Origin of the sequence: Hoylesella loescheii DSM 19665 = JCM 12249 = ATCC 15930 (assembly GCF_000378085.1) — a bacterium.
GTDB lineage: Bacteria > Bacteroidota > Bacteroidia > Bacteroidales > Bacteroidaceae > Prevotella > Prevotella loescheii.
In genome coordinates, this window is sequence record NZ_KB899221.1 from 34,820 (window position 1) to 58,708 (window position 23,889).

Annotated in this window: 22 protein-coding genes, 1 tRNA gene and 1 pseudogene; 6 read left to right on the plus strand and 18 right to left on the minus strand. The window is 46.8% G+C overall.

All coding sequences use genetic code 11. The features are described 5' to 3' along the window. Nucleotides 1-2 precede the first annotated feature (2 nt). Nucleotides 3-76 (minus strand) — tRNA-Asp (locus tag F453_RS0111345). A 456-nt stretch (nt 77-532) separates the two neighbouring features. On the opposite strand from F453_RS0111345, the gene F453_RS0111350 reads away from it, so the two are divergent. Together F453_RS0111350 and F453_RS16305 are read left to right on the plus strand one after the other, a co-directional pair. After that, nucleotides 533-1,432 carry a hypothetical protein gene (locus F453_RS0111350; protein ID WP_018968119.1) on the plus strand — a complete coding sequence of 300 codons (900 nt, stop codon included), beginning with the start codon at nt 533-535 and terminating at the stop codon, nt 1,430-1,432. A gap of 197 nt (nt 1,433-1,629) precedes the next feature. Then, nucleotides 1,630-1,860 (plus strand): annotated as a pseudogene (locus F453_RS16305) (hypothetical protein). Nucleotides 1,861-2,088: 228 nt separating this feature from the next. Here the strand turns inward: F453_RS16305 and F453_RS0111360 are convergent. The 10 genes from F453_RS0111360 to dnaN form a co-directional block, all read right to left on the minus strand. Beyond that, nucleotides 2,089-2,601 (minus strand): GNAT family N-acetyltransferase, encoded by a 513-nt coding sequence (locus F453_RS0111360; protein ID WP_018968120.1) that lies wholly within the window; start codon nt 2,599-2,601, stop codon nt 2,089-2,091. Continuing rightward, nucleotides 2,598-3,788 carry a glycosyltransferase family 2 protein gene (locus tag F453_RS0111365; RefSeq protein ID WP_018968121.1) on the minus strand — a complete coding sequence of 397 codons (1,191 nt, stop codon included), beginning with the start codon at nt 3,786-3,788 and terminating at the stop codon, nt 2,598-2,600. The genes F453_RS0111360 and F453_RS0111365 overlap by 4 nt, the downstream gene beginning before the upstream one ends. Further along, nucleotides 3,781-4,215 (minus strand): hypothetical protein, encoded by a 435-nt coding sequence (locus F453_RS0111370; protein ID WP_018968122.1) that lies wholly within the window; start codon nt 4,213-4,215, stop codon nt 3,781-3,783. The genes F453_RS0111365 and F453_RS0111370 overlap by 8 nt, the downstream gene beginning before the upstream one ends. A 329-nt stretch (nt 4,216-4,544) precedes the next feature. Continuing rightward, the gene (gene recR, locus F453_RS0111375; protein ID WP_018968123.1) at nt 4,545-5,159 is read right to left on the minus strand and encodes a recombination mediator RecR; all 615 of its coding nucleotides are present in this window, start codon (nt 5,157-5,159) and stop codon (nt 4,545-4,547) included. A gap of 157 nt (nt 5,160-5,316) precedes the next feature. Then, on the minus strand, nt 5,317-6,969 hold the full coding sequence (locus F453_RS0111380) for a trypsin-like peptidase domain-containing protein (protein ID WP_018968124.1): 1,653 nt from the start codon (nt 6,967-6,969) through the stop codon (nt 5,317-5,319). 20 nt (nt 6,970-6,989) lie between these two features. Continuing rightward, complete coding sequence (recN, locus tag F453_RS0111385; protein WP_018968125.1) at nt 6,990-8,651, minus strand: DNA repair protein RecN; 1,662 nt, start codon at nt 8,649-8,651, stop codon at nt 6,990-6,992. 1 nt (nt 8,652) lies between these two features. Further along, a complete protein-coding gene (porD, locus tag F453_RS0111390) occupies nt 8,653-9,558 on the minus strand; it encodes a type IX secretion system protein PorD (RefSeq protein ID WP_018968126.1) in 906 nt (301 codons plus the stop codon). Between the two features lie 190 nt (nt 9,559-9,748). Further along, nucleotides 9,749-10,975 carry a bifunctional phosphopantothenoylcysteine decarboxylase/phosphopantothenate--cysteine ligase CoaBC gene (gene coaBC, locus F453_RS0111395; protein WP_018968127.1) on the minus strand — a complete coding sequence of 409 codons (1,227 nt, stop codon included), beginning with the start codon at nt 10,973-10,975 and terminating at the stop codon, nt 9,749-9,751. Nucleotides 10,976-11,008: 33 nt separating this feature from the next. Next, nucleotides 11,009-11,863 carry a 3'-5' exonuclease gene (locus tag F453_RS0111400; RefSeq protein ID WP_018968128.1) on the minus strand — a complete coding sequence of 285 codons (855 nt, stop codon included), beginning with the start codon at nt 11,861-11,863 and terminating at the stop codon, nt 11,009-11,011. Nucleotides 11,864-11,962: 99 nt separating this feature from the next. Next, nucleotides 11,963-13,090, minus strand: a complete 1,128-nt coding sequence (gene dnaN / locus F453_RS0111405; RefSeq protein ID WP_018968129.1) for a DNA polymerase III subunit beta — start codon at nt 13,088-13,090, stop codon at nt 11,963-11,965. A gap of 279 nt (nt 13,091-13,369) precedes the next feature. Between dnaN and F453_RS0111415 the strand changes: the two genes are divergently transcribed. Together F453_RS0111415 and lgt are read left to right on the plus strand one after the other, a co-directional pair. Continuing rightward, a complete protein-coding gene (locus F453_RS0111415; protein WP_018968131.1) occupies nt 13,370-13,795 on the plus strand; it encodes a DUF3127 domain-containing protein in 426 nt (141 codons plus the stop codon). A gap of 283 nt (nt 13,796-14,078) precedes the next feature. Next, the gene (gene lgt / locus F453_RS0111420; protein WP_018968132.1) at nt 14,079-14,921 is read left to right on the plus strand and encodes a prolipoprotein diacylglyceryl transferase; all 843 of its coding nucleotides are present in this window, start codon (nt 14,079-14,081) and stop codon (nt 14,919-14,921) included. 862 nt (nt 14,922-15,783) lie between these two features. On the opposite strand, the gene F453_RS0111425 is transcribed toward lgt, so the two are convergent. The 7 genes from F453_RS0111425 to mazG all read right to left on the minus strand — a co-directional run bounded on the left by F453_RS0111425 (nt 15,784) and on the right by mazG (nt 22,134). Then, nucleotides 15,784-16,344 carry a hypothetical protein gene (locus F453_RS0111425; protein ID WP_018968133.1) on the minus strand — a complete coding sequence of 187 codons (561 nt, stop codon included), beginning with the start codon at nt 16,342-16,344 and terminating at the stop codon, nt 15,784-15,786. A 184-nt stretch (nt 16,345-16,528) separates the two neighbouring features. Continuing rightward, nucleotides 16,529-17,074 (minus strand): RNA polymerase sigma factor, encoded by a 546-nt coding sequence (locus F453_RS0111430; RefSeq protein ID WP_018968134.1) that lies wholly within the window; start codon nt 17,072-17,074, stop codon nt 16,529-16,531. Nucleotides 17,075-17,151: 77 nt separating this feature from the next. Further along, nucleotides 17,152-18,738: a L,D-transpeptidase family protein gene (locus F453_RS0111435; protein WP_508601780.1), complete on the minus strand. Its 1,587-nt coding sequence runs from the start codon at nt 18,736-18,738 to the stop codon at nt 17,152-17,154. A gap of 190 nt (nt 18,739-18,928) precedes the next feature. Next, nucleotides 18,929-19,237, minus strand: coding sequence for a T9SS type A sorting domain-containing protein (locus F453_RS0111440; protein ID WP_025790072.1), 309 nt, complete (start codon nt 19,235-19,237; stop codon nt 18,929-18,931). Nucleotides 19,238-19,600: 363 nt separating this feature from the next. After that, the gene (locus F453_RS0111445; RefSeq protein ID WP_018968137.1) at nt 19,601-20,515 is read right to left on the minus strand and encodes a ribonuclease Z; all 915 of its coding nucleotides are present in this window, start codon (nt 20,513-20,515) and stop codon (nt 19,601-19,603) included. Between the two features lie 8 nt (nt 20,516-20,523). After that, nucleotides 20,524-21,084: a lipocalin-like domain-containing protein gene (locus F453_RS0111450; RefSeq protein ID WP_018968138.1), complete on the minus strand. Its 561-nt coding sequence runs from the start codon at nt 21,082-21,084 to the stop codon at nt 20,524-20,526. A 252-nt stretch (nt 21,085-21,336) separates the two neighbouring features. Then, on the minus strand, nt 21,337-22,134 hold the full coding sequence (gene mazG / locus F453_RS0111455) for a nucleoside triphosphate pyrophosphohydrolase (protein WP_018968139.1): 798 nt from the start codon (nt 22,132-22,134) through the stop codon (nt 21,337-21,339). A 174-nt stretch (nt 22,135-22,308) separates the two neighbouring features. Here mazG and F453_RS0111460 point away from each other — a divergent pair, with 174 nt between their 5' ends. Both F453_RS0111460 and F453_RS0111465 read left to right on the plus strand, forming a co-directional pair. Beyond that, the gene (locus F453_RS0111460) at nt 22,309-23,307 is read left to right on the plus strand and encodes an aminodeoxychorismate synthase component I (RefSeq protein WP_018968140.1); all 999 of its coding nucleotides are present in this window, start codon (nt 22,309-22,311) and stop codon (nt 23,305-23,307) included. Beyond that, nucleotides 23,276-23,869, plus strand: coding sequence for an aminotransferase class IV (locus tag F453_RS0111465; protein ID WP_018968141.1), 594 nt, complete (start codon nt 23,276-23,278; stop codon nt 23,867-23,869). The genes F453_RS0111460 and F453_RS0111465 overlap by 32 nt, the downstream gene beginning before the upstream one ends. The last annotated feature ends 20 nt before the right edge of the window (nt 23,870-23,889 follow it).

Consider the following 23,889-nt stretch of genomic DNA (forward strand, 5'->3'; position numbering starts at 1 on the left):
TGCGGTGCGTACGAGATTCGAACTCGTGACCTCCTGCGTGACAGGCAGGCATTCTAACCTACTGAACTAACGCACCTTTTTAAGTTACTGTTCTTAATTGCGGTGCAAAGGTAGACATAATTATTGAAACAGCAAAATGTTTATTGCATTTTTTAAACGAACGGTTGAAATTTTAAAGTCAGCCTATATTGTGTCAACCCCATCATCACAACACACTTCTCGTCCTACTTCTTCATTTTTCTAAAAGAAAGTATTATATTTGCAAAGGCGTCAAAACAAAGGACAAAGCCCTGACATTACATTTCGATCTGCCAACCAAGAGGCAATACATAAACGCCGCTTCCACTATACGTAACCACCTTTATACAATATGCAATTAACGACAATAATGATTAACAGGAGATTCCTAGTTTCTGCCTTAATGCTATTCGGTTTGCTCGTCCACGCCTATTCAGCTCGTCTAATCCCCTTAGACTTTATGAACAGCAGGTACAGAACATCCCCATTATCGCTAACAGATGGGGAAAGGCCAATGTTACCTTTCTTCTCGGGAGAAACGCACACACAACTTTATACCGTCTATTTCGTCGGTCGAACGGAAAAGGAACGTAACTTTTGGGACGTATACAACAAAGAAGGATTTTGGAAAGGGAAAGATAAAGATCGTATTGAACCATACGCCAGAAGCATTGAACGCCACATCAAGGTCAACGCAAAGCAATATAACGTGTTCGTTATCGCCTTAAACAAAAGTATGATAAAGATGACAACGACAGACGATTTCTCGCCCGACACGAATGCCGTTTATAAAACATACCTGCAAACAAACGGGGAATGGACAGAAGTAGACAGCTTCGACATACAACGAACACCCAAGAATACGTCGGCTTACCTTATGAGCCTGTTAGACAAAACAAACAAAAACGACAGTCCGTTTTTGGGAGACAGCTTGGTGGCCAATCCTAACTTTTCGAGCCAAGTAAATACTTCTTGTGCAGAAGGAGTCGGCGAATGTGTATTAGTGAAGCTGAAAACTAACTATAATCAGCTGTTTTCAAGCGGTGCAAGTGCTGTCCTTAATATAGATGCCACACATAAACTGCAATTCAAAACCTATCATAAAAAAGACGATGTAGAAATACATACCAAGGTCTACGCCTTGCTGTCAGCAAACAATCAGGTTTCAGACTCCATTCTATGTTACGAGTATTACAACAACGCCAATTCGCTTTCGTGCTGCGAACTGCTATATTATATGGACATTAAGCAAGCCAAGTTGTGGACGGTTTGGCTAAACTATGATGTAGAAAGCGCAACGGCCGAAGAGGCGAACGTGTACACAATAGACTTAAAAACAAACCGTTTTAGGCGAGAAGACAATCGGAATGTACAAAGCAAGGATAAGCAGCGACCGACTGGCAATGACCACTGAAGCGACACTTTTATACGCGAGTTCGGGATAAAACACAATCGTTATGCCTTCTGTCGCCTAGCACTAGTTGGCGAGAAAGCCATTTCTTTACCTGTCCAATCTTGTTCAGTGGGCATGGTTTCTTGTTCCGAACTCGCCAATTAGCCATCCCGCCGTTCGCATTTTCATTGTTTCAGGAATACGCTTTCTAAGCCCTGATGATGCATTATTACATTAATCGCCGTGCTACATGTATTTTGGACGGCTGTTCCATGTTATCCGGAATGCTGTTCCAGTTGAATTGGAACCTTGTTCCAACTTAGCTGGAACAGGAGTCCAACTTAGCTGTAACAAAGCGAGAGCTGAAAAAGCTCGCTACAAGCGCTTATCGGGTGAGGTGCGAAAGGTGGCGTTTGGAGGGCGGAAAGGTGAGTTTTTGGTGGCGATAGGCTGTGGAATGAACTGCCTAGATTGTGCCAAGCTAGCATCAAACGTTACGTGAATTCGGGAGAAGATACAAGGCTTTCTTGAGCAAGATTAGATAAAAAAACAAATAGCAGCATCACCAACTAACACTACGCGATAGTTGACATAGCGAACATCTCTTATCCCTAACTCGGGTATTTTATCATAATTGCCCACTTAATAGCAAGTTACCGAAAATCAAGAATCCGTTTTCACAAGAACAACTGCATCAAACAGGCATCCTTATACACGCCTTCTTTCACCTGTAACCACTGCTTAAGCTGGGCTGTCTTTACAAATCCCAGCTTCTCAAACAATTGCAAACGGCTTTCGTTCTCGCACTCGGCTACCAAAAAAAGTTGGTGAAGGTGAAGCGTTTGACGAGCGTATGCCACAAGTTTTTCCATGGCTGCCGTGGCATATCCTTTATGGCGATGGGGTTTCATGATAACAATGCCTACCTCGGCACGGCTATGTTGGGGCGAAAAGTTCATCAAATCGATGATGCCCACTGTTTCACCTGCCTCATTGTCAATCATCATTCGCACCTGCTTATCAGCATAAATGTCGTTGGTATTTGTTTCTACATACTCGTGCAGAGCAAAGCGCGAGTATGGAACATTGGTCGCACTAACAGCCCAAAGTTCTTGGTTGTTTTCTATTTTATAAAGCGTGTCGAGGTCTTCTGGCTCCATCGCACGCAAGGTTACTATGGGAATGTTCATTTGATGATATCGTTAGTGGTGATGAGCAATTGCGTTTCGGGGTTGAATAACCCAAGGGTGACGTTCTTTTGAGGATCGCTCGACATAATTTCAAGAATGGTTTGGTAGCTATACACACTGCTATCGTAAACCATCACTGTGGGTTGTGCCACCATTTCTACGGCTGAGGCGTGCCCCAAGGGCAGCGTTTGTTCGTCGGCCACGATGCATTGCACGTCCAAACCTTTGCGTTTGGCCATTTGTTCGACAGTTGAACAGGAAGTTTCCGACCCGAAAAAGCGATAGGCAGGTTGATGTTTTCGCTTAGGACGCAACGCCAATGCGCGTCGCAAAACACGTGTCTGAATGCTCAACAAAGCCGTAAATGCCTTGAAATAAATGGCCGTCTTGATGGGTAGCGACACCCAAAAGCGCATGTGACGATAGTGCTTGCGAAAGAAAATCAGCATGGCCTGATAGAACACATGCACGTAACGGAAAGACGATTTATGGGTGCTCTCGCCTTTATAATGAAGTATTTGGCACGGCAGATACCAATTTTCGTAGCCCGCTTTAAGTATGCGGTAAGACAAATCGATGTCTTCGCCATACATAAAATAGTCTTCATCGAGCAATCCTATTTTATCTAGCACCTCACGCCTCACCATCAGGCATGCCCCACTTATCACCTCAATGCGTGCAGGGGCATCCCATGGCAGGTACGAAAGGTAATACTTGCCAAAACGTTTACTCAGCGGAAAGCGGGCACAAAGGCCACTCATCTTATAGAAAGACACCATAGGCGAAGGTAAACCACGGCGCGACTCCATCGCCTTTTGTCCATCGGCGCCCAACATTTGCACCCCTGCCCCACCCGCTTGTGGATGTTCGTCCATAAAACGAAGCATCGTTTGGATGGTGTTTTCAGCCACGAACGTGTCGGGGTTGAGCAACAATACGTACTCACTTTGGCTCTGCCTAATGGCCACATTGTTGGCGTAGGCAAAGCCGTTGTTGTACATGCTGGCAATGATATTTACCTCGGGAAAACGCTCTTGAAGATATTCCACCGACCCATCGTGCGAATGATTGTCAACCACATACACCTCGGCATCCACGCCAGCCAAGGCCTTACGAAGCGAATGCAGACATTGCTCCACATAATGCTTCACGTTATAGTTAACGATAACCACCGTAAGCTTAGGCATTCTCTGGGCTGTTGTCGGTGGTTTCCAAACTAGCTTTCTCGCGCTCGTAGCGTTTTTGGGTGGGTACTACGAAGAGTAAGCAGAGAAAAAGGATGATGGCCATATAACCAAAGGGTACGCCCATGAAGGCATAATAGGCAAAAGTGTTGAGCAACAAGGGTAAACCCAACAGCACTAGGCGCAATATGGCACGACGATCGTAATTCATTCGAGCCGTGTTAGAACCACCAGGACGAACCAAACGGAATGCCACGGGGATTGCACAAAGCGAAAAGAGTTCGAGAAAAGTCGTGCAAAGGAAGTCGGCCGAGCGGTTATCGGCCCACCATCCCCCAATCAGCGTGTTGGTTTCGAACAAAACAACAGCCAACAGCGACAGCACGATGCTGGTGTAAAAAATGATATTGAGCGTTTGTTGGGTCTTCATATTATTTGAGATATTGAGTTTATGGGTTTATGAGTTCGTGAGTTTGTAAGTTCCTGAGTTTGTAAGTTTATGAGTTTTTGAGCCTATGAGCTTATGGGTTTATAAGGATGTGAGTTGGAGAAGTGTTGAGTTTGTGAGAGCAGAAGTTAACGGGTTTTATCGCATTCATCGCAAACTAAACGTTACGAACGTTCAACTTGAGAGGCGTTCAGAGAAAGAAGGACTCATAAACTTACCAACTTAAAAACTCATAAACTTACCAACTTAAAAACTCACGAACTTAAAAGCTCATAACCTCACGAATTTACAAACTCAGAAACTTAAACCTTTTACGTTTCTCCCATTGATGTTCGGTTGAGGATAGAACGACCAAGCGTCACCTCATCGGTATATTCTATCTCGTCGCCCACAGAGATGCCACGGGCGATAACACTAGTTTTCACCTTATAAGGGGCAATCTTTCGCGAGATGTAATAGTTGGTGGTATCGCCCTCCATGGTGCTGCTCAGTGCCAATATCACTTCGGTCACACCGCCATTTGCCACTCGTTCAACCAGCGAAGTTATCTCGATATCGTTCGGACCTACACCATCCATGGGCGAAATAACACCGCCCAGCACATGATATAGGCCGTTGTATTGCTGCGTATTCTCAATGGCCATCACGTCTTGGATGTTTTCTACCACACAGATGGTGGCTGCATCGCGTCGCGGATTGGCGCAGATGGCGCACGTTTCGGTGTCGCTGATGTTGTGGCAAAGCCGACAATACTTAATGTCTTTACGCACGTTGAGAATGGATGAGGAAAAAGACTCCACGTCCTCAACACGTGTTTTCAGCAAATGCAGCACCAACCGAAGAGCTGTTTTACGTCCTATGCCAGGAAGTCGGCTAAATTCGGAAACGGCTTTTTCTAAGAGTGCGGAGGGATATTGTTGTTCCATTATGCAATGAAGGACTGCTACAGATGCGGTCCGGGGTTTGTTCGTTGTGGGCGAAAGTTCGTGGGGTGAGGTGTTGTTGATGCGGATGAGCGTACAGAGAAAGGCTTGTTTGCCTACCCTGTGCTGGCCTCTACGCATCCCACCCCATGTTCGTTCGCTACTTATATTTCTTTATCAGATCGTCGGCACGTGTGTCGCCTAGCTCCTTAGCCTTGTTTAATGCCGCCAAGCCCTCAGCCTTTTTGTTGTCGTTTACCAAGGCCAAACCCTTAATAAGATAAAGGTCGGGATAGTTGGGAGCAACGCGCAAACCCATATCGGCTGTGACAACAGCATCTTCCTTTTGGTTAACGCGCAATTGCAATTGGGCCAATTCGGCATAGTAAGTAGGCTCTTCACGATTCAGTACGATGGCATGTGCAAAGTCGTTCAATGCCTGTTGGAACTGACGCAGCTGCACTTCGCATAACGCACGCGTATAATAGAAGTCGTGCGAGGCGCGCCCAAGCATCAAGGTATCATAGCGATTATAGTCGGCCATAGCCTTTTTGTATTGCTGCGCAGCATGCAAAGCCGTGCCACGAGCCAACACGTATGGAGCGGAGAGACTTATATCTTGGGCCGTTACAGCACTGTCGAGCAAGGTCAAAATTTCTTTGAAGGGTGCTTTTAGTTGCTGTTTGCATTGCGCTGCCTCGTAATATAGTTCGCCATTGCGAAGGTTGGTCTTCGTCAGAGCCATAAACTGATCGTAGGCTTTGGCATATTCGCCCTTAAAATAGATAATCTGCGCCTCCAAATGTTTGTACAATGGCAGCGGATTAAGGGCGTAAGCCTTGTTCGTTTCGGCCAAGGCAAGGTCCAAGTTCCACTGCGGATAGGGCATATTTCCTTGCTTCACTTCCTTTTGATAGATCAGTTTGGCCAAGTTATAGTGTGCCTCATCTTTCTTATCTGCCATGTTCAAGGCCGTCTGCATGGTGGCGTTTGCCTTGCCAAAGTCGTTTCGGGCAAGATAAAACTCTGCTTGCGAAACGTAACCTTCAACCGATTTTGGAAACTTATGGATGAAATCTTCCACATAGCGTTGGTAGCGCGAGGCCGAGGTTTGACCTGCTTCGAGCATCAACATAAGCAGTGCTTGGTCTTGCTTATCGGGCAAAGCCATACGTATGGTGGTTTGTTTCAAGATAGGCTCGTTTACCGAAAGCCCTGTTGTTTTGAACGTTTCAGCAAATCGAACGTCAACGGAATTGTAGTCGCCACTAAGTTTTGAGTACTGCAACAGCCCCATAACCTCACCTTTTTCGTTGGCAACAGGACAACCTACGTGTATGTTTTCGGGCTGACCATCATATTGATAGAAGTGACAGTCGGTCATAAACGGCTCGGCTTTCTTCACTTTTAGCGCGTTTGTTTGTGCTCTTCCCGTGGAATACTGCACAAGCCAAGCGCGTGATCCAACAGCCGATTGCGCCTTAGCAACAGGTGCAGGCGTGGTGATGGCATTCACCTTGAACTTACAAAGGTCGTAAACCTCGCTCGCCCCATATATCACATCCACGGTGTGCTTGTTACCATTAGCGTCTATCACGATAGCACTGTCGGCCCCAATAAAGGGAGTCCAGGTGCTCACTGCCTCGCCATGAGCCCCCACGAACACACCTCTACCCGAAGCAAGGAGGCTTCCGTCTTTCTTAAAGGTGGTGAGACTGAACACCGATTTCGAAACTTTCTGCACATTGGCCGACTGTGCCTGCGCACCGAGGGCAAAGAATGTGAAGAGCAGGGATAAGAAAACTGATTTCATATATTACTGTTCTTGTATTTTCATTGTATACCAAGTAATGTCTTGGCGTTATCTATAGCCGCAGCCGACACGTCGCTTCCGCTCAGCATCTTGGCAATTTCGTCAATGCGTTCGCTAGGTTCAAGCAAAGTCATGTGGCTTACCGTGCCTTGGTCGGTTTCTTCTTTTGACACCATATAATGGGTCGTACCCAGCGCGGCAATCTGTGGCAAGTGGGTAATGGCAATCACCTGACGATCAGTCTTGCCCATGTCGGCCATGATGTTGGCCATCTTTTCGGCCACTCTTCCACTAACGCCAGTATCTATTTCGTCAAAGATGATGGTGGGCAACTTAACCGCATTGCTGATCATTGCTTTTAACGAGAGCATCACTCGAGCTATTTCACCACCCGAAGCCACCTGACTTACTGGCTGCAAGGCCGTGTTGGTGTTGGCACTAAACAAGAAAGAAACCTTGTCGCAGCCGTTGGGCGAAAGTTCTTTGGCACTCAACACGATCTGGAACTGCACCTTGGGGATACCCAATTCCATCAGCATAGCCTTCAACTGTTGCTCTATCTGTTGCGCACTCTTTTGGCGGATAGTGGTTAGTTTTTCGGCTTTGGCGGTGCAAACAGCCAGCAATCTCTCCATCTTCTTTCGGCATTCGTCCAAGTCGGCATCACCGTTGTCGATGTGTTGCAGCTGTTGTTTGATGTCGTTGTGCATGGCAATAAGCTCCGCCACGCTATCTAATCGGTACTTCTTTTGCAGCGAATAGATGATGTTTAGTCGTTGAGTTATCTCGTCAAGACGTTGCGGGTCGAAGTCAACGTCCTCTACCTGCGAGCCTAGGTCTTGTACAATGTCTTTCAGTTCGATATAACAGTTGTCCAATCTCTCGGCCAATTCTTTTACGTTGGGATATATATCTTCGATGTCGTGCAGCTTACCCACATACGTATGTAGGTTTCCCAGCATGCTGTTGCTCTCTCCATCGATTCCTTCAACAGCCTGATAAAGGGCAGCCTTAATATCTTCGGCGTGCGACATCATCTCCGATTCTTGTTCCAAAGCTTCCTGCTGGCCATCTTCCAGTTTGGCTTCTTCTAGCTCGGTATGCTGAAAACGCAGGTAGTCTTCGCGTTCTTTGTTGCCACTGATAAGTTCTTCCAGCTGCCGCAGTTCTTTCTCGGCTACCTTATATTTATCGTATGACTCGGTGTACTCGGCCAATTGGGCGGAGTTTTGGGCAATAAGGTCGATAACGTTAAGCTGAAAATCTTCCTTGTTCAACAACAGGTTTTGGTGCTGACTATGAATGTCGATAAGACGTTCGCCCAATTCTTTCACCAACGTTAGTGGTGCAGGAGCATCGTTAATAAATGCGCGGCTCTTACCCGAAGCGCTTATCTCGCGACGTATGATGCAGTCGCTGGCATCGTAGTCTAGCTCGTTGCTCTCGAAAAAGGGCTCTAACTCATAATGGGCAATGTTGAAATGCGCCTCTACAGTACATTTCTCGGCTCCATGCTTAATGCTTTTCACGTCGGCCCGTTGACCCATAACCAGACCAAGAGCACCAAGTATGATGCTCTTTCCTGCTCCCGTTTCGCCCGTTATCACCGAAAATCCCGAACGAAAGTCCATATCGAGTTCGTCGATAAGTGCGAAATTCTTAATATATAGTTGTGTTAGCATGTCATTCTTTTATTTTCTCCCAAGCGTTGTTTTGGCTTGCATTGATTTTAAACAGCAGGTCGTACACGGCTTGTTTCTCTTTTTGTGTGCCCTTACCTTGGTATACTTGCACCAGCTCGTCGCGCTTATAGTCGGTCCATATCTGTGGAAACAAGCTCAGTGGCTTATTCTCCTTGCTGCGTTTCAGTCCCTCTTCCAATGCTGTGGTTATGTTCACGCGTCCTCGTTCGGCATTGTTCACCATCTCGTCCAAGCCCTTTCGGTAATAATCGTACTGCAATTGGCGGAAGGGTTGCATACGTCCATCAAGATAGTCGTTGATGATGGCAAAGCGGTTTCGGTCGTTGTCAAACGATTTCCAACCCGCAAACGGCAAATTTTGGGCATTGTTTACGAGGGTCATACAGCGTTGAAGAACATCCTCTCCACCCATAGGCGCAAAGCTATCAAGGTCTAACCCGATGATGAGATAGGCATAATAGGCCAGCAGGGCTGTGAGTTGGTTGGAGAGATTGTCTTCGTTCAGTTCCAATTGGTCGAACTGCGAATAGTCGAAATTAAAATCGTTGTCGGTGTTGTTGTACAAAACCGATGAGTAAGAGGCGTTGTATACGGGTCTGTTTGCCTGTATCAGGGCCTTACAGGTGAAGCGATTTTCCTCGCGATTATACTGTTGTATGGTGATGTTGAAGTTGCAAACGATGCGCTCGTTCTCCCTAAATTGCAGATGTGTCCATTGTCGGTTGTTCACAAACTGCTCTATGGCTTGCTGCAAATTATCGAACACTGCCGTTTCGGTGGTTTGCACCTGACTAGCGTTCACAGTGACTCTCGCCCGCAACTCTTGTGCGAACGCGCCACGGCAAACCATCAGTAAGCCCAACAAAAACGCAATTTTTATCTTCATTTGCAAATACACCTTATTATATATAGGAGTTATGGAGTTAAGGAATAAAGAAGTTAAGCCAAATGTCTTGTTGCAAAATGATGGCTTCCTCGTTAACACGTCAACTCGTCAACTAATACTTAGTTATGGAATCTAGCCTATGCATTGTGGGCGTTAGCCATTTTTTCACCTTATCACCTTTTTAACCTTTTCACCTTTCCTCCATCCTTTCGCACAGGTAATCAACGATATCCTTAGCCACTTCAGCCTTCGACTTAAGGCCAAACTGCCTATTATCAGTCGCCGAAATAATGTTTACCATGTTATTGTCTGTGCCAAAACAAGTGCCCTCGTTACGTAGCGAATTCAGCACAATGAAGTCTAAGTTCTTGCTTTCGAGCTTCTTTTGTGCGTTCGCTTCCTCGTTATTGGTTTCCAAAGCAAAGCCAGCCAGCACCTGATTTCTTTTTTTCTCCCTACCCAAAGCCGCTGCAATATCGTGCGTTGAGGTAAGTTCTAGGGTAAGCTTATTACCTTCGCGCTTTATCTTTTGTGCAGCAATGGTAGCTGGTTTAAAGTCGGCCACGGCCGCACACAATATGGCGGCATTGGCATTGGCAAACTCGCTGAGGCAAGCGGCATGCATTTCGTCGGCACTTTCTACGTCGATACGCCTAATGTTTGCCGAGGATTGCAAGTTTACGGGCCCGGCAACAAGCACCACTTCAGCACCTCTTCGGCTACATTCTTCGGCTAGGGCGAACCCCATCTTTCCCGAAGAGTAATTGCCGATAAAGCGCACGGGGTCTATCTTCTCGTAAGTCGGACCGGCCGTAATCAGCACTTTCTGACCCGCCAGCTGTCTTTGGGGTGCGGAAGTATGGTCGTTAACCGTGCCTTCAAAGTATTTTTCCAGTGCGGCCACGATGTTTTCGGGTTCTTCCATACGACCTTTGCCCTCCAATCCACTAGCCAAAAAACCCGTCTGCGGTTCGATAATGACGTTTCCCACCTGCTTAAGCCGATCTAAATTGGCCTGCGTTGAGGGATGGGCATACATGTCTAAGTCCATGGCTGGCGCCACAAACACGGGGGCTTTCATCGAGAGATAGGTGGTGATAAGCATGTTATCGGCAATGCCGTGAACCATCTTGCCCAGCGAACTGGCTGTGCAGGGGGCAATAAGCATGGCGTCGGCCCAGATACCTAGGTCGACATGCGAATGCCATGTACCATCGTTCGCCGTGAAAAACTCGCTCACTACAGGTTTGCCACTCAATGCAGAGAGGGTAACGGGCGTGATAAACTGCTTACCGGCATCGGTTATCACCACCTGAACTTCTGCCCCTTGCCTTATCAGCAGACGCAGAATAAGACAGGCCTTGTAGGCGGCGATGCTGCCTGTAATGCCCAATACGATTTTCTTTCCTTTCAACATGTGTTGCTGAAGCTTTTAAAAGGCAGACCGATATTAGCGGCCGCCAAAACCCTTTAACCTGATACGGGTGAGCACTTGTTTGGTGTTGTTGGTGAAATCAGCCTGAATCATCCAGCTATAATAGCCAGGATCGCGCTGCAAAACCTCGTCTACCGCACAACCCTTATACTTCCCAAAGTTAAAGTACTCTTTCTTTATAACCTGCCCCTTGTCGTCAAGCGTCTCTTTCCCATTAGCGTCGAGCACGGGTCGCCACACTATTCGGCCTGCAAAGTCTACGTTGTCGTTGTTCTTGGAGAACTCCGCGAGATAGTCCATATCGTTAGGCAGCACGCGTTCAGCCTCTTCTTGATTGGCTTCCGAATACTTTTCAAGCTCTCCTAACAGCACGCGATAAGTGGCCTCAGCATCTTGATCGGCCCGATGGGCGGCAAAGTCTTCCTCCATCTTTCGTCCACAGTAAAACTTGTAGGCTGCGGCAAGATTGCGTTTTTCCATCTTATGGAAGATGGTTTGTGCATCGATAAGTCGCACCGACGAGAAATCGAAATCTATTTCGGCACGTAAGAACTCCTCGGCAAGCATAGGAATGTCGAAATGGTTGGAGTTAAAGCCCGCAAAGTCGCAACCTTTGAACACCTCGTTAAGGCGTGGCGCGAGCTCTTCGAATGTCGGAGCATCTTCCACCAAGTCGGTTGTGATGCCCGTTAGCTCGCTAACCTCGTCGGGAATGGGCTTTCCTGGATAAACAAAGAGATTTTCCCGCTCCTCCTTTCCATCGGGGTAAACCTTGATATACGATATTTGTATAATGCGGTCGTTGACCAAGTCCAGCCCAGTTGTTTCCAAGTCGAAGACTATGAGCGGACGGGTTAAGTTCAGTTTCATTTACACTGTTGCTTGGTAAGTTTGTCAATGGGGATGCGATGGGGTGGCCAACACAGGTCGTGCACCCCTAGACACCGTTTGCTTCATGGATTAAACCCATCAATTATCGTTAAGCATCATGGGCATGATGAGCATCAAAATCTCTTCATTTTCGGGCTGAACGGCAGGCAAAACCAACGCCGCCTTACTGGGATCGGCCAATTGCACCATCACGTCGTCGCTGTCAAGGTTGTTAAGAACCTCGCCCAAGGCACCGCCTTTAAAGCCTATGTTCATGGGGATGCCCACGTAATCGCACACCATGCTTTCTTTGGCACTGGTGGCAAAGTCGATATCTTCCGACGACAGTTCAACCAAACCCTGCTCCACATGCAAGCGAATAAGCTGGCTGCTCTCGCTAGCGAAAGGCAATACACGACGCAATACGCTCACCAAACCTTTTCGATCGAGGGTGATTTGGTTAGGATTGTCTTGCGGAATAACCGATTCGTAGTTGGGATAGTTACCCTCAATCAGTCGGCACGACAACATTCCATTGGGGAAATGCACCTCGGCATTGCGGTCATCGAACTTTACTTCCACCATCGTACTGTCTTTCGTGAGGATATTTCGCAGCAGCGAAGCAGGCTTCTTGGCCAATACGAAAGAGCGTTTAACGTCTGAGCGGATGGCGGTGTTTTTGCTTTTCACCAGCTTATGCCCATCAGTAGCCACGATGGCAAGTCCATCTTCCTTCAAATCGAAGTAAATGCCGTTCATGATGGGGCGCAATTCGTCTTGTCCTGTTGCAAAGAGCGAGCGCACAATGCTATTGAGCAACACCGCCGATTCCATCTGTATGCTTGCCGCATCGGCAGCAAGTTCCTTGTTACGAGGATATTCTTCGGCTGTCTGAGCCGTGAAGTTGTACACACCGTTTTGGTAAGTGATTTGCACGGCCATGGTTTCTAGGTTGATGTCGAAGTGCAAAGGCTGGTCGGGCAGTTCGCGCGTTGCATCGAGAATGGTGCGACTAGGCACAGTGAAACGCCCGTTGCTGTCGCTTTCGTCTAGCTGCATCGAGGCCTTCATCGTTGTTTCGCTGTCGCTCGTGGTAAGCGTCAGCACACCGTCTACTATCTCAAAAAGGAAGTTGTTGAGAATGGGCAAAGACGGCTTAGCACTTAGCGTTTTGGCCAAGTTTTGTAATTTGCTACTTAATGCCGTACTTGAGATTGAAAATTTCATCAGTATCTATCGTTTTTTAATTTATTGCATGGTTACGCCACATTGGGCAAGACAACCAAAAGTTGACCTGCACAACATGGGATTTATAAGTACAAAAATACTAAAATCGCCTCTATTAGCAAAAAAAAAGATTGAAAAGTTTAGTTTTCAGAACAAAATCACTATCTTCGCACTACAAAAGGGGGATGCCATTCCCGATTAAATTGGGCATTTACCCCTAATCTAACGGCAAAGCGACAAATATTAATTATCACATTAAACATATAAGGACACAAGACAATGGACATACAAGGTAAAGTCATTGCTGCACTCCCCGAGAAGACGGGAGTATCTGCTAAGGGCGAATGGAAGGTGCAAGAATACGTTATTGAAACACACGAGGCTTATCCACATAAGATGGTTTTCTCGGTATTTGGCGCCGATAGAATCGCACGTTTCAACGTGCAAGTGGGCCAAGAGGTAATGGTTTCGTTCGACATCGACGCACACGAATATCAAGGACGCTGGTTTAATAGCATCCGCGCATACGATGTTCGCCAGGTAGACCCTGCACAATTCGGTGCCCCCGCAGCTGCTGCGCCTCAAGCGGCACCAGCTGTACCAGCGGGTTTCCCACCACAGCAGACTGCAAGTGCTGCGCCCGCAGGCTTCCCTCCGGCACAAGAAGCACCCGCAGAAGACAGCTCAGATGATCTGCCTTTCTGATATAAGCGCTGATTTAAACGCATTAACACGCCCCCACAAAGTAGCAAACGATGTGGGGGCGTGGAGTATATATCTAGGAGTTAAGAAATAAGGGAGTTAAGGAGTTAAGCCAAATGCTTGGTGGCAGAGTTACAAACGGCCTTGCTAACTTGTTTATTTGTAAACCCGTCAACTCATTCACAAACTACCAAGCATTTGGTTTACCCCCCTTAACCCCATAACTCCATAACTCTTCAAGAAAAAATCCATCATTCTTCAAACAATAATCTCACGAACTCAAAACATGAACTACATCCATTGGAATCCGCCTACGGATATTATCAATCTAGGCTTTTATGCCATACGATGGTATGGCGTGTTGTGGGCTATCGGACTTATCGGCGCCACGTATATTGTGGCGCGACTCTTCAAGGAGAACAAAATTGATGATTCCAAGTTTGCTTCTCTCTTTATTTACGTTTTCTTTGGAGTGCTGTTAGGTGCGCGTTTAGGCCATTGTCTGTTTTACGAGCCAACCTATTTCTTAGGAAGCTTTAAACATTTTGTTGAGATGTTCCTCCCCATCCACTTTCTTTCCGATGGCGGGTGGCGATATACGGGCTATGCCGGACTCGCTTCTCATGGTGGCGTCATAGGACTTCTCATCGCATTATACCTGTATTGCCGACAAATGAAGATGAAATACCTGTTTGTGTTAGACTGCATAGGCTTTGCCGCCCCATTCACAGCAATGGCCATTAGACTTGGAAACCTAATGAATTCGGAGATTATTGGCAAGACAACAGACGTGCCTTGGGCTTTTGTTTTCACTCGTGTAGACGCTCTTCCACGCCATCCGGCACAGCTATACGAGGCAATTTTCTATGCCATTGTGTTTTGTTTAGGCGTGTTGCTCTACAAAAAACACAAGAAGAAAACAACCATCGGCTCTGGCTTTTTCTTTGGCTATTGCCTCTCACTTGTATTTACTTTCCGTTTTTTTATCGAATTTATAAAAGAGGTACAAGTAGATTTCGAACAACATTTGACACTAGACATGGGGCAAATACTTTCACTACCACTCGTTGCCATCGGCTTCTATTTTATGTGGAAAGCCAAGAGAAAACTTGCAAACAAACACAAGTAAGTAGGAAAGGTATGGGCTAACATTTAGTAAAGATGTTACGTTCTCCGCATTTAACTTCTTTAAATTAACAGCTGCCAAATAATAAAAGAACGTTCCATTCTTACAAGCCCCCAACTCCTCACACGCATATAGATTAATGAGCAGCCACATTTCACAGATCAGGAAGCTAAAAATATAGAGAACGTTTTGGGATGATACAAACCCTTTCTAATGAAGGAATGAGCTACGATTAAAGACCTTCGACAACCAACAATTTACGCGAGTTCGGGATAAAACACAATCGTTATGTCTACTGTTGCGTGGCACTAGTTGGCGAGAAAGCCATTCCTCTACCTGTCCAATCTTGTTCAGTGGGCATGGTTTCTTGTCCCGAACACGCCAATTAACCCTCCCGCCGTTCACATTTTCATAGTTCCGAGAATGCGCTTTCTAAGCCCTGACGATGCATTATTACATTAATCGCCACGTTAAGTGTATTTTGGACGGCTGTTCCATATTATCTGGAATGCTATTCCAGTTGAATTGGAACACTGTTCCAACTTATCTGGAACAGGGGTCCATCTTAGTGGAACAAAAGCGGGAGGTATTAAAACGATGCTCCAAGTCTTACCCAACATCACGCAAGTAAAGTTCTCACGTCAGCAGATTATTAAGTGCAAACAAGCTGAGACATAGGTTTCATGATGTTCTTTGGAGGTTGCGGTATCGTAAAGTGAGAACTAACATCCACTTAGGACATTGAACATTTACAACATTTCGGGTATGATACTGACATAAATTGGGGATAATCTGACATACATTCTATACAAAGCCAAATTCGTTCCTTGCTTCATTCAGTTACTCACCCTTATGCATAGCGAAATCAAGGAAGGTCAGATAATGGTTGGTCGGCACGATAAATCATCTTCATTTGAATAACTTTCGATGTAATTTGCCTATCCCGAAACTTTATGGTGATGGTATATGGCTCATCACTGGAAGACAAATAAAAAAGGCGAGGTATGCCAATTCTCATCCCTATACTTTGCCTTTCGCCATTGTTTATGGAGCGGACAAGCGATGCAATATTAAGGGAAGAGTAGTAGCCATGACTCTCCTCTTGACCGGATATTAAGCCATCCATATCCGTTTTCCAACCCTTGAAACACGATGAGATGAGCCTTCCAGACCGTGTGCGCACTTCAATGGACTTGATTTCCTCGTCTATACCCTTCAAACCAGGTTCTATGCCACCGCCAAAAAGCACTAGTTTAGGACCACTCCAACTTGTAATGAAGTCAATAACAAAGTATTGTTTCCCATTAGCCAACGAGTCGGTAAAGACTATCGGCTGCATGGAGACATTATCAATCCTAAAGGTCTCGTGGTGGCATTCACACGAAACAAGTATGATTACCATAAGCGACATAAGTAAGTTTCTCATTGGTATAAACTTATTAAATCCTCTATGTATAGATGTATGATACTGCTTCAAAGCACTTTCTGATAATTCCCCGCTTTGGTGGAATCATAATTTCATACATGCTCTATACCATCCTATTGGGTTACAAATATGTCAAAATTACTCTTTCTATCTAGATTCTTTTTCAAAACATAGTTTCAACGCTTCATTCCGCATCCATTATTTTCCGTATTTTCTTAACGGCTAAATGGTAACTGGCCTTTAATGCCCCAACGCTCGTTGAGAGAATAACGCTTATTTCCTCGTATTTCATCTCGTCGAAATAGCGTAGGTTGAACACCGTTCGTTGCACATCGGGCAGTGAGGCAATAGCCTCTTGAAAGCGGGCTTGGGTTTCATCGCCATCAAAATAATCGTCGGCGAGCAGTTCTTGGGTCAAAGTGGGTTCGGCGGGAGATTGCAACGCGAGAGCATTTTTTTGCCTGCGAAGAAAATCTAGTGCCTCGTTGATGGCTATTCGATAAAGCCATGTGGAGAGCTTTGACTGCTGTTTGAAGTTGTCTAGTCCGTTCCAAGCCTTCAAGAACACGTTTTGCACCAAGTCGTCGGCATCTTCATGCACAAGCACCATACGCCTTATTTTCCAATAAAGCGGCTGGGCGTAGGCCTTTACCATGGCTTCGAAAGCTGCATGGCGGGTTGCGGGGCTGGCCAAACGCTGCAACAAATGCTGTTCGTCTAATTCTGTCATTACGCCGTTGGTGCAAAAAATGATTGAAGAAAGTGTGAAATGCCGATGAACGAGGAGGCGGAAGACCTGAGCGGAGACTAAATGGCGAAATTACGCAGGTAGCGATAAAGCACCTGATCGTAACCATATACGTCGGCATAGGTTTGAATCCGACCTGCCATGTCGGGATAAAGCGTGTAATAGGTGATGAAAAGCGGAACGTTGGGGTTTACCTTCACGCTGTTAACCAGTCGCCGATAGTCCACGCGCGGTTTAGGTTCTTCGCCGTCTTTGCGCTTCGACAGGTCGGCCTGCATCGAATAGTTTATCTTATCGATCAGTGATTTATCCTTATCTTTGAGCAGGAACACAGCCAACTCGAAGGGCTTTTGAACGCGAATGCAACCATGCGACACGCCACGATTTCCGCGTTCGAAGGCCCATTTCGACGAGGTGTCGTGGATGAAAATGGAGAAATTGTTGTTGAATCGGAACACGATACGGCCCAGCGAATTACCTTCGCCACCCTCTTGAACGACAAAATAGTCGGGCGTTAGCAACATACCAGCCGACACGCTGCAAGGATCGACACGCCTTCCCGTAGATCGATTGAGGATGAAATAGCGGTGACGGTCGAAATAGTCGGTGTTTCCCGCATGGGCAATCACCTCTTTCTTGATGATGCTTCGGGGAATAATCCATTGCGGATTTACGTCCATGCGCATGATATGGCTATTGAGCAAAGGCGTCTTTGTATCTAAAGTGCCACAAGCCATACGCATGGTGAGCACGCTGTCGCCCTCTATCGCATCGAGATGAAACGAGGGAACGTTTACCAACACATACTTACGATGGTTTTGCGGATAATCGTCTTGACGCCAACGGCTTCGCTCTATGTTGCAGAGTAGTCGCACACGGTCGACCTCCGACAAGCTTTTGCCTTTGAAATGCTTTACCAATTGAGCGTAAAGTGCATTTTGGGGCTGCGACTCGCGTAGGAAAATAGCCACCGAGTCGTTATATATCTTGCGCAAAGCTGTGGGATAAAAATCTTTCGGGGGACGCTTTACGGGGACGTCGAAAAGTCCACGATAGGTGGTGCGAACGGAATCTTGCTCGCGAATATCTAAACGATTGAATATCTGTGTGGGATTGGTAAAGCCGAAATGTTGGCCTGCCGTGTAGCGTAAAAATGCCTTGGTGAGGTTGTATTCAAGGCGTGCCGCTACGCGATTGATGTCGCGTATGCCCGTATCTACATCGAGTGTGCGCAGCCGTTGCAGGTCGCGTTCTATCTGTTTAACGCCAAAAACCCGTTTGCTAAACCCCATATTTTCCACCGCATCGAGGTAAACCAGCAGACTATCGGCGCGTGTATCGGTGCCAAATCGGTCTACCCAAAGCAGGTTTCCACCATCTCGGTAATACCTTCGGGTACGTGCATCGGCCACAAGAGAATCGCGGTCGGCCTTCGCCAGTCGATAAAGATGTTGTCTGATTTTGTTGGCGTCAAGCTGAAAAGATTGATTTGCCATGTCGTTGACGGCTTCCAACGAAGGTAATGGACGCTGAACATAGCCTTTCTCGTTACAAGCGACGAGGAAGAGACAAATGAAAAGCACCAAAGAAGAGAACTTACCTATTAAAATAGAAGAGGACTTACCTAACTCTAGAATGTATCTCATTGAAATGCCGCTGATGTTTTGTGCGGCCCCTTTATATCCTTTATCCTTGTGTTTATTGCGCATGTCGTAGCAGGCTTGCGTAAAATTGTTTCGATTTAGAAAGGTATAGGCCCACGCCCATGCGTTTTTGCCCCACGCTTCTACGCCCTAACATACCCTCATCGGGCACACGGAACTTTAACGAACGATATTACCTGATGGCTATTTTACGTACCACCTTACCCACCTTTACGATGTAGCAACCCTTTGGCAGCCCCAAATCGAAGTGCTTTTCGGCACTGTCTATCTTGAAATAGGCTATCCTTACGCCTGCCAAGTCGTAGATGGCAAGCATCTGTCCTGCTGCTCCCGAAACGTGCATGGTAGACTCCGTGACGCTGATAACGACATTTTGGAAGTCGTTATCAATCATTTCGAGTGCCGCATTGGCTCTCGATGTGAGTGGATTGCCCATCAATAGGGCGGTTGCGAATAATATTGTAAGTAACGTCTTTGACATATACGGAATGTTTTCTGGTTTCATCTGCAAATATAGCACATTTTGATGTAAATCAAGAAGCTAAATTAGCGCAATGCGTTTGCGTTAAAACTATTTAACAAAGGCGAAGAATTTGTGTTCTCTAACCGAAATAAAATGGGAGAATTAGGCACGTTTTTAAAGGGGACATACTGTTACAACAATTCACTTTTGTCAAATTAATGAGTGATGTTGGTTTTGTCTTCGTGACCTATTAAGTCACCGACTAGCCAACTTATACGCTGCTCACACCCGCCGTTAACTCGTTAACTAGCCAACTGATAACCAGCACACTGCCCTCGCCTAGTCGTAATCCATCCAACTAGCCACTTCTGTCCATCCTCCTTAGACATCTATTTCTAACCCCTCTTGCGCCAAGATTGTGTTCGGGAAGATGGTCTTAGCCTCAGCGAGCAAGATGTCTTCGGCTTCGTATCGGGCACTGTAATGGCCCAAAACAAGCTTCCCCACTCCTGCATCGCGTGCCACTTTGGCCGCCTCTTCGGCAGTGCTATGGAAGTAAAGTCGTGCTCGCGAGGCCATCGAACTGTCGTAAGTGGCTTCGTGATAGAGGGTGTTGACACCTTGTACCACCTCGTGCAGCCGCGGCATATAGCGTGTATCGCTGCAATAGGCGTATGCTCGGGCTGGGTCGGCAGGCGTAACTAGGCGCTCATTGGAAACCGTTCGACCTTCATCGTCTACCCAATCGGCCCCCAACTTGATATTGTTGATTTGGCTGATGGGTATGCGATAGAAGTCGATCATGTCGCGACGGATGTGCGGCAACAATCCTTTCTCGCGGAAAAGGAAGCCACAACAGGCAATTCGATGTTCCAAAGGAATGCTCTCTACGGTAAGACTCTTGTCTTCGTAAATCACCTGTTTCACCGTAGTATCTATGGCATGAAACACCACTTCGAACTCGATGCCGCCGCAAAAGAAATCTAGCTGCGTGCGAAGCATCGGTCCTAGCTCGGCGGGAGCATACACATGCAAGGCTGCCGTACGACCAAGTAGGCCGAAAGTGGAAATCATACCGATGAGTCCGAAGCAGTGGTCGCCATGCAGATGCGAGATAAACACTGCTCCGATTTTGGTAAAACGGATGCGTGAACGACGCAGTTGAACCTGCGTTCCCTCGCCGCAATCGATCATAAACAGCTTCCCACGGATGTCTACCACCTGCGATGTGGCGTTGTGTTTCAATGTAGGCAACGCACTGCCACAGCCCAGGATGTGCACTTTAAACGGTTCCAAGGGCCCTGTTACTTTTGTCGCGTGAAGGTGAAAATGCCGTGTTTGTTCTCCAAGTAAAGCGAGTCGCCACCCAGAGCATTCACCGTAAAGGTATCTTTATTTAACACAAGCTGACCGTTGAACACCTTCCACGACGTCCAAGGCTGCGACTCTTCCTTCACGGCCGACAGCACCGTGCCGTCTTCCATCAATTCGAATTGCTTGTCTATGCTCCGCCATTTGCCCATCAGGGTGGTGAGGTTGAGCACCAGAGAGGCTTCGTTCTCGCCATCAGCGTTCTTATATCCCACTACGGCCAACCTGTCACCAGCGAGCAATCCACCCTTAACGGCCGATGCATCGTCAACATCGAAAAGGTAATTAATCGTGTCGCCTTGCACGGTAACAAGCTCCAAGGTATGCATAGCGGTGTTTACGCCACACACACCATAAGCGGTTGAGTCGCCCTTGCTCTCCTCCATCGTAGCAATCGACTGCTGCTTGTTGTCCTTTTTCTTACCATCGCCACAGGCCACAATGAACAAAACGGCCACAATGGCGAACAATATGGTTGATATTCTCTTATCCATAGGTTATACTTTTAGTTTATGAGTTATTGAGTTTATAAGTTTACGAGTTATTGAGGTGGTGAGTTTATGAGTTATTGAGTTTATAAGTTTACGAGTTATTGAGGTGGTGAGTTTATGAGTTATTGAGTTGTAAGTTGGAGAGCTATTGAGGTGGTGAGCTTATGAGTTATTGAGGTGTGAGGTGGTGAGCTCACAACCTTTAGCCTGTCAAACCTACGCATCAGAAACTCAAAAATTTAGAAACTCAGAGACTTACGAATTCATCTTTCTCTCTTCGCGCTTAGCTTCGTTCCACAGCTCGTCCATCTCTTCGAGCGTCATCTCTGTCAGTGGCTTGCCCACCTTGATAGAATGTTGCTCTACATAGTTGAACCTTCGGATGAACTTTTGGTTGGTTTGCTCCAACGCGTTGTCGGGATTGAGGTGGTAAAGTCTTGCTGCATTGATTACGCTAAACAAGAAATCGCCCAGCTCTTGGGTAGATTTTTCCTTGTCTTCTCTTTTCAGTTCAGCTTCCAACTCGTCCAATTCTTCGCGCACTTTCGCCCAAACGTCGTTCTTTTCTTTCCAATCGAAACCTACGTTTCGTGCTTTATCTTGTATGCGATAGGCCTTGATGACACTCGGTAGCGCATCAGGCACCCCCGAAAGCACCGTTTCGTTACCATCCTTTTCTTGCAACTTTATCTGCTCCCAGTTTTTCAACACCTGCTCTTCGTTATCGGCTTGCACGTCACCATAAATGTGCGGATGTCTGAAAATCAGCTTGTCGGCCTCCTGGTTGCAAACGTCGGCTATGTCGAACTCACCCTTTTCGCTGGCCAACAGGGCGTAAAATGCGGTGTGCATCAATACGTCGCCCAGTTCTTTACAAACATTTTTCATGTCGTTCTTAGCCAAAGCGTCACACAGTTCGTATGTTTCTTCTATCGTATTCGGCCGCAGGCTTTCAAAGGTTTGCTTCTTATCCCACGGGCATTTCTCTCTCAAATCGTCGAGCACATCGAGCAATCGCCCAAAGGCTTCCATCTTTTCTTTTTTCGTATGCATACTATATGTTTGGTGTTGGCAAACGCCGTCCACCCCCAAAGGCTACATGGCGAATGCCGTTCTGCTGATGCAAAGATAATAAAAAATAAACTGTAACGTTGAATAAAAGTGCTACATTTCGGCATTTCACATTTTATTCGTACTTTTACACCATCAAAAACGTCAAGTAGAAAAATGAATTTTTACAATCGGGAAGAGGCTAAACAACGCATGAATGACTTGGCCGAGCAGGCCGTGCCTTTTCTTTTCATTATAGATTACGATGCCAAACGCGCCGTGGTTGAACCCGAAAGCGAGGTGGATGCCAATGAATTGAAGTATTGTTTCAACGGTATAGGCAACGCCACACAAACCTCCCACCCCACCAACAACGACATTGAATGGCGCATCGAACCACCCACCGAAGCCGAATATCAGCATAGTTTCAACATCGTTAGAAATGCCATGCTGGCCGGAAACAGCTATCTGGCCAACCTTACTTGCCGTGTAGGGCTGCAAACCAACCTCTCATTGCTCGACCTTTACCATGCGGCCAACGCGCGTTATCGGCTTTGGATGAAAGACAAGCTGGTGTGTTTCTCGCCCGAAACGTTTGTAAAGATTTCGCGAGGGGAGATTCATTCGTACCCGATGAAAGGCACGGCCGAGGACGTTTCGCCACTGTCGGCCGAACAACTGTTGGCCAATGAGAAAGAAGCCGCCGAACATGCCACCATCGTAGACCTTATTAGAAACGACCTAAGCATGGTTGCCAGCAATGTGCGTGTGGAGCGTTACCGATACGTGGAGCGGCTGAACACCCACCGCGGACCGCTTTTGCAAACCAGTTCGGAGATAAAAGGGCAACTCATGCATCACCTAACGCAACGCCCTGGCGACGTTATTTTTTCGCAATTGCCTGCTGGTTCGATAACGGGCGCACCCAAAAAGAAAACCGTTGAGACAATTGCCGAGGCCGAAAATTATCATCGCGACTTCTATACGGGTGTGATGGGGCGATGGGATAACGGCGAATTGGATAGTGCAGTGATGATTAGGTTTATCGACCAACACGACGGTAAGCTGTACTTTAAGGCAGGTGGCGGCATCACGGCAAAGAGCAATTGGAAAGACGAATACCACGAAGTGATTGAAAAAGTGTATGCACCAATTTGTAGAAACCATCAGGATTGAGGGCAGAAAAGCCATAAATCTGTCCCTGCACGAGGCACGAATGAACGCCACGCGCATGCATTTTGCCCCACATGCCACACCCATTAGCCTGCAAAAGTGGCTCGATGATGCGCCAATAAGCGATGAACGCATCAAGGCCAGAGTGGTTTACGACGCTGATGGGGTATGCGATACCACGTACCAAACATACAAGCGCCGCGAAATACAGTGGCTTCGCATGGTGGAAGACAACAATATCAGCTACACATTTAAAAGCAACGACCGCCACGAACTCGACCGATTGTTGGCTCTTCGCAATGGTTGCGACGAGGTGCTTATCGTTAAAAACGGACTGATTACCGACACCTCGTTTACCAACGTGGCCTTCTTCGATGGACATAAGTGGGTCACGCCTGCCCAACCGCTACTAAATGGCACCATGCGCCAATGGCTTTTACAGCGTGGCCAGCTAACGGAAGCACAGATTACACCAGCCTCTCTCGCCTCGTTCCAACGCATCATGCTCTTCAATGCCATGATTGGCGCACACGAATTGGAACTCCCCACCACACATATTATATAAAGAATAGCGCCCCACTTCGT